A 6,737-nucleotide genomic window follows, 5' to 3' on the forward strand; every position below is an offset into this window, starting at 1 on the left:
TGGTACTTATCCTAGAAGGAGGCCGGCTGTGCAAAAGTCAACAATAGTAATGGCGTGCGGAGAACTTTCAAGTGTCGAGAAATTCACTCTGTCAAATAAATAGCCCTCAAAAAATCGCTGATAAATCGGGGTGCTATTCTCATGTTTATTGAGTTTAGCACCCTGATTTATCAGGGTGTTACAGAGAGGATAACATCCAGAATCATAACCGCTTTAGCGGTTTCAACCCCTGAAAGTCTGAAAAATTGACCCAGTGCTATCCCCCCTGGACGGTTACGAATCCTCGTAAACGTTCAGATGTCAGCCGTCAAGCAAAGTTAAATGATATAATGTAACTACTCAGCCACTAAGAGCGTGTCTGAAAAGTTGATGCGTTAATCAGCCCCGTAGGGGCAAAATGTTTATAGTAGCCATTTTTCTCATAAACCCAAGCTCCGTTAGGAGCGAAATGTTCAAGAAGTAAACTTAGCAAAGCGAACATGTCGCCCCTAACGGGGCTAAAAATAACGGTGGGCGCTCATGTCTATAAACATTACGTCCCTAACGGGACTTTTCAGACAGCCTCTAAGACACAAAGGCAATAGGCAATAGCCAATAGGTAATAGGGAAGAATACCCTATTGGCTATTGCCTATTGGCTATTGGCTTCTGTAATCTTCGTGTCTTTGTGGCTGAGTAATTACGATACAACAAGGAATCCGAATCAGGGTTTCTCTCCAAGAACCTGAGCCATAAAGGTATAGATTTCGACGCCTTTATCCTTCCAGCTATCCTTGGGAAGACCGGCTTTTAGACAGGTATGTTCCAGGAAGGTTTCTCTGTCCCAGTTGTATTCGGTGGCTACCTGAGGAAGGAGCAAACCTTGATAATGGCCCTTCTTCATAATGAGACCATCTCGACCTACCTTGATTTCATTAACATCTGAAATCCGTTTGGGTGGAGTAAGGATTGAAATCTCCAGGTCAATCTCCGAAAGCTCATCAGGAGAAAGAGGGGGGAAGCGGTGATCCCTGGTAGCCGCCGAGACAGCCGCTTGCATAATGGCCTTGTAGAGGGGATATATCGGCTCAATATAGCCGATGCATCCCCGGAGTTGGCCGTGCTTGTGGATGGTAACAAAGGCGCCCCGGTGTTCAAGGAGTTCTTGGTTGCCTTTTGCTTCAAAGGGTGGCATTTGGCCCTCCCGGACATAAGTCTCAATAGTGTGCCTGGCCAACTTGAGCAAATCTTCCTGAAGATTTTCATCTGCTTTGGCTTGGTCGTCTGCCTTCTCTTCAGTTTGAGCTGGCCTTTTAGTTATCATTAGGGCGGCGTAGCCTACTACCCCCCGCGACCGGTCACCGGTTACATCTCCTGAATTGGCATATTTCAAGAGCTTAACTTGAGTGGGGGCCATAGAATTGGCCGTCAGTATCATGGCCATAATGGCCCCTGGGGCATCTATCTCTGTCTCTCCTTTGTTTACCCGGTTGGCAAAGGTTTCTACATCAAGGTTCTCTATGGCCTCCAGACCGGCCCGATCCAACCTGACGGCTTCACCATAAGGGTGGTAGTGGGACAGATCAGCGCTGACCACCAGAACAGTCTGTTTATCAGACAGGGCTTTTACCAGAAGCCGGCTTAAGGTCACGGCTGTCTCGTAAGAGTGACTACCTATGATAACCGGCAAGATGGAAAAGTCTGTTAATATCCTCTGCAGAAAGGGCAGCTCAACCTCTAAGGCATGTTCTTTAACATGGGCCGGGGGATAGAAACGGACCTCTTCAGACTCTCCCATCCACTCTTCAGCCAGGCCTTCGTCTATGGGGACCAGGCCCAGGGGTGTTTCATAAGCCCCCTCAGGCTCGATTGAAATACCACTGAAGGCCACGTGATGGCTGGGACCTACCAGTATCACCCGCTTGATGTCTCTTCCCTTAAGTTGTTTAAAGGAGTAAGCCGCTACCTGACCGGAGTAGGTGTATCCGGCGTGGGGAACCAATACCGCCAGGACCCTCTCTATCCCCTTTTCCGGCTCCACATTTGCCAGGAAGTCATCTACATCCTCTCTAAGAACTGCTTTATCCCCGGGGTAAAACATTCCGGCCACCACCGGACCTCTGATCACCTTAGATTCCATTTTCTTTCCCTCCTTTTTAGTCAATTTAGTATCAGGGGCACTCGAAGTCCCGGAGACCTCAACTGCCTCAGACATTTCTTTAGAAACCTTTTGTTCACAAGAACAGATAAAACACAATCCAAGAAACAACCAAAGATAACGCTTCATGTTTGTCTCCTAACTCGATGCTCGATGCTCGATACTGGATGCTTGATACTCGATGCTGGATGCTCGATGCTCGATGCTCGATACTGGATGCTCGATACTCGATGCTGGATGCTCGATGCTCGATGCTCGATGCTCGATACTGGATGCTCGATACTCGATGCTGGATGCTCGATGCTCGATGCTCGATACTCGATACTGGATGCTCGATACTCGATGCTGGATGCTCGATGCTCGATACTCGATACCCGATACTCGATGCTGGATGCTCGATGCTCGATGCTGGATGCTGGATGCTCGATGCTCGAGCATCGAGCATCGGCCTACTGTTTCCTAAGGCAAAAGTTAAACTCTTTGGCGGAAAGGGTGGTTACTCCCAGACGATGACCTAACTGAACTATCTCTGGCACGTCAAGGGATGCCCTGGCTAAGAGTTCTTCCCGGGCAAAGATATTCCTAACCGTGTCATCACCGATGATTCCTCCCTCGTGAAGAATCACTACCCGATGGGCATACTCAGCCACCAACCACATAGTTTGAGTGATAATAATGATAGTATGCCCGGCTTGATTAAGCCGGACCAGGAGATCCATTATCATCTTCTGACCATCAAAATCAAGGCCAGTCGTAGGTTCATCACATATAAGCACCATAGGACTTACTGCCAGAACTGAAGCCAGGGCTAATCGCCGGCGTTCCCCTCTGGTCAGGGAGGATGGTATCCGGTCTTCGTATCCGGACAATGAGACCAACTTCAAGACTTCAGCCACCCTTGAGCCTGTTTCTTCTTCAGACAGCCCAATATTTCTGGGACCGGAAGCCGCCTCCTCGTAAACGGTAGGGGCGGATATCTGGCGATCAGGATTCTGAAAAAGATAGCCTATCAACTGAGAAATCTCAGCCACGCCTCTAACCTGAGTGTCTTCACCAAAACAGACCACCTCGCCTTTAGGCGGCTTAAGGAGTCCGTTGAGATGTTGAGCTAAGGTGGTCTTGCCCGAACCATTGGCACCCACTATGGCCAAAAATTCCCCTTTATATACCTTTAGATTTATTCTTTCCATGACCCGCCGATGCGGATAAGCGCAGACCAAATTATTTGTCTCAATAAGCGGCTCTCCTTTTTCCCAGCGGCGTCTTTCTTTATGCACCAGGGAAGTATATTTATCCTGATCAATCTTCCAGCCTCGGCTCTGACAGGCTTCATAAGCCTGATCCGGCGTAAGAGGGAGATGGCCTTCTTCCTCGGTTAAAAAAGGTAAAGCCACCTGAGGCGGGCGAATACCATTGTTTTTTAGAAATCTAACCCTGGACAGGACGGCTTCCGGTCTGCCCTGTTCCACTATTTTTCCCTCATCAAGAACGACAATGCGGTCGGCACTTAACATCCGCTTTATTTCATCTTCTACCAGGACAAGGGTCAGTCCATGCCGGCGCCGTTGATTAAGGGTGGTAAAGATAGTATCTTTGCCCGCTGGATCAAGGTCGGTCAAGAGGCCGTCTACCACCAAAATTCGTGGGTCAAGAGCCATCATAGAAGCAATAGCCAACCTTTGTTTTTCTCCCTCTGACAGGGTGGAGGTATCCCTGGATTCAAATCCGGCCAGTCCTGCTTTAGATAAAGAATCGGTGATGCCGGATCTGATTTGATCCCGGTCGAATCCAAGGTTTTCCTGGCCGAAAGCCATTTCAAGTTCAACATTAGTCGCGCCCAGTTGAGGCTCAAGCTCCTGGGAGAGAACGCCGATCAATTGAACCATATCGGCTACCCGTGGTTTTCTCCTAATATATCGGCCAAATATCTCTATTTCACCCCAAAGACGGCCGGCCCGGAAAAGGGGAATGATGGAGTTGAGGGTAAGGCAGAGCGTGGATTTGCCTGAGCCAGCCCGACCAGCAATGACTACCAATTCCCCTGACTTAATATCCAGATTAATTCCGTTAAGGGTAGGGTCTTTCGCTCCCCGATAGGTAAACTTGAGGTTTTGTATCTTAATGGCTTCCACTGATAATCCTTTCCCGTTAACCTATAAGGGTTCAAGCGTTTTGAAGTAGCAGATCTTCTCACACTTGCCCCCTCGATCCCTTAATCCCTTGACCCCTTGACTCCTTTAACCGAAATATCTCATCCCTCAAAGAAGCGGCCTTTTCAAATTCTAAGTTAGCGGCGGCTTCCTTCATCTGCCGTTCCAGATCAGCCATAAGAGATGGCCAATCTTTGGCTTGATATTCTTTCTTTTCTTCCTTCACGGCCAGGGTGGAGGCCGGCGTTAGAGAATAAGAGACGGCCTTTTTGATGGTAGTAGGGGTAATGCCGTGCTCCAGATTATATTGCTGCTGAATCCCCCGCCTCCTCTCGGTCTCTTCAATGGCCCTCTTCATAGACCCGGTGATGGTGTCGGCATACATAATCACTTCTGCCCCTACGTTTCTGGCACATCGGCCGGCTATCTGGATCAAGGAGGCCTCTGATCTCAAGAATCCCTCCCTGTCAGCATCAAGGATGGCCACTAAAGAGACCTCTGGCAAATCAAGCCCCTCCCGTAAGAGATTTATGCCCACCAAGCAATCAAATTCAGCCAACCGAAGGTCCCGCAAGATCTCAACCCGGTCTAAGGTCTCTATTTCAGAATGAAGATACCGCACCTTTATGCCTTCCCCGTGAAGATATTCAGCCAGGTCTTCAGCCATCCGTTTAGTCAGGGTAGTGACTAAAACCCGCTCTTCTCTCTCCACTCGCTGCTTTATTTCCTTAATCAGATCCGGTATCTGGTCCCTGGTAGGTCTTACCCGGATAAGCGGGTCCATCAGTCCGGTGGGACGTATGATCTGCTCCACCACCTGGGAGCTGTGTTTAAGCTCGTAGGGGCCAGGAGTGGCCGAGACATAGATGACTTGATGGATAAGAGATTCAAATTCATCAAACTTTAAGGGCCGGTTATCCAGGGCAGAAGGTAGTCGAAAGCCATACTCCACCAGACACTCCTTCCTGGCCCGGTCCCCTTCATACATCCCTCTTACCTGGGGCAAGGTCACGTGGGATTCATCAATAATCAGCATAAGGTCGTGAGGGAAATAATCCAGCAGGGTCGACGGCCTCTCACCCGGGGCACGGCCAGCCAGATGTCTGGAATAATTTTCAATACCCTGACAGTAACCTATCTCACGGAGCATCTCCATATCATAAATGGTCCTTGTCCAGAGACGTTGGGCCTCAAGCAATTTGTTCTGGGATTTAAGTTCGGCTGTCCGAACCTCCAGTTCTTCTCTAATAGATTCAAGGGCCGTCTCAATCTGATCCCTGGTGGTGACAAAGTGTTTAGCCGGGTAGATAAGTTGTCGCTCTCTTTCTCCCAGTGTTTTCCCGGTCAAGGGATCGATCCGGCTAATCCGCTCCACCTCGTCCCCAAAAAACTCGACCCTGATGGCTTCTTCCTCGTAAGCCGGGAAGATTTCTATGGTATCTCCTCTTACCCGGAAGGTCCCCCGTTTAAAATCATAGTCATTTCTCTCGTACTGGATGTTGACTAATTTTTTGAGGATCTCCTGACGGGGATAGTCTTCTCCTGGCTTAATATCACAGAGAAGTTCCCGGTAGTCTTTGGGGGAGCCTAACCCATAGATACAGGAGACCGAGGCCACGATGATCACATCCCGTCTTTCCATTAAGGCCTGGGTGGCTGAGAGGCGAAGTCTGTCAATCTCATCATTAATAGATGAATCTTTTTCAATATAGACATCTGTCTGTGGGATGTAAGCTTCAGGCTGGTAATAGTCGTAGAAGCTGACAAAGTATTCCACAGCGTTATCAGGAAAAAAGTCTTTAAATTCAGCGTAAAGCTGGGCGGCCAGGGTCTTATTGTGAGAAATAACCAGGGTGGGTCGATTAAGATTAGCCAGGACATTGGCGATGGTAAAGGTCTTCCCCGAACCGGTTACGCCAAGGAGGGTCTGGTGTTTCATATCCTCTTTGACCCCACCGGTTAAGGCTATAATGGCCCGGGGTTGATCCCCCTGAGGCCGATGGGTGGTTTGCAGCTTAAAGATTGACATGCGGTCCACCTTTTAACGTAATCGTTCACCACAGAGACACAGAGACACGGAGAATGATTGTAAGCGTTCAGCCACTAAGGCACAAACTCGATGCTCGATGCTCGATGCTCGATCCTGGATACTGGATCCTTTACCAGCATCGAGGATCGAGCATCGAGCATCCAGCATCATGTGCTGAACGGTTACGAATGATTTTAGATTTTTCTCAGTGTCTCTGTGTCTCCGTGGTGAGGTGAACGGTTACATGTTTTTTAGTGCTTTGCGCCTTATGATCTTGGATTAGATTATAGGTATCTACTCAAAATCAAGTTAAAAAAGTAAGCTCATTACAGATTATAGTGCTATGGGTTAAGTTTCATCTCCTTTTATACCGACAGCGTCGGCATAAGAGCTTCCCCTCCCTTGATGGGAGGGGTTAGGGG

Annotated in this window: 5 protein-coding genes; 1 reads left to right on the top strand and 4 read right to left on the bottom strand. The window is 48.8% G+C overall.

Going from position 1 to position 6,737, the window contains the following annotated elements; genetic code table 11:
- Positions 1–702 precede the first annotated feature (702 nt).
- Positions 703–2,265 carry an AmmeMemoRadiSam system protein B gene (amrB, locus tag AB1797_12090; GenBank protein ID MEW5768338.1) on the bottom strand — a complete coding sequence of 521 codons (1,563 nt, stop codon included), beginning with the start codon at positions 2,263–2,265 and terminating at the stop codon, positions 703–705.
- Positions 2,266–2,331: 66 nt separating this feature from the next.
- Between amrB and AB1797_12095 the strand changes: the two genes are divergently transcribed.
- A complete protein-coding gene (locus AB1797_12095; protein MEW5768339.1) occupies positions 2,332–2,649 on the top strand; it encodes an AraC family transcriptional regulator in 318 nt (105 codons plus the stop codon).
- Here the strand turns inward: AB1797_12095 and AB1797_12100 are convergent.
- From AB1797_12100 to AB1797_12110, 3 genes are read right to left on the bottom strand one after another with little or no spacing between them, the layout of a single operon-like run.
- On the bottom strand, positions 2,586–4,268 hold the full coding sequence (locus tag AB1797_12100; protein ID MEW5768340.1) for an energy-coupling factor transporter ATPase: 1,683 nt from the start codon (positions 4,266–4,268) through the stop codon (positions 2,586–2,588). The two genes, AB1797_12095 and AB1797_12100, sit on opposite strands and share 64 nt — an antisense overlap.
- 58 nt (positions 4,269–4,326) lie before the next feature.
- Entirely contained in the window at positions 4,327–6,315 is a 1,989-nt protein-coding gene (gene uvrB / locus AB1797_12105) for an excinuclease ABC subunit UvrB (GenBank protein ID MEW5768341.1), read from the bottom strand.
- Between the two features lie 12 nt (positions 6,316–6,327).
- Positions 6,328–6,486, bottom strand: coding sequence for a hypothetical protein (locus AB1797_12110; protein ID MEW5768342.1), 159 nt, complete (start codon positions 6,484–6,486; stop codon positions 6,328–6,330).
- Between the last annotated feature and the right edge of the window lie 251 nt (positions 6,487–6,737).

The organism is bacterium, assembly GCA_040753085.1.
Classification (GTDB): domain Bacteria; phylum UBA9089; class JASEGY01; order JASEGY01; family JASEGY01; genus JASEGY01.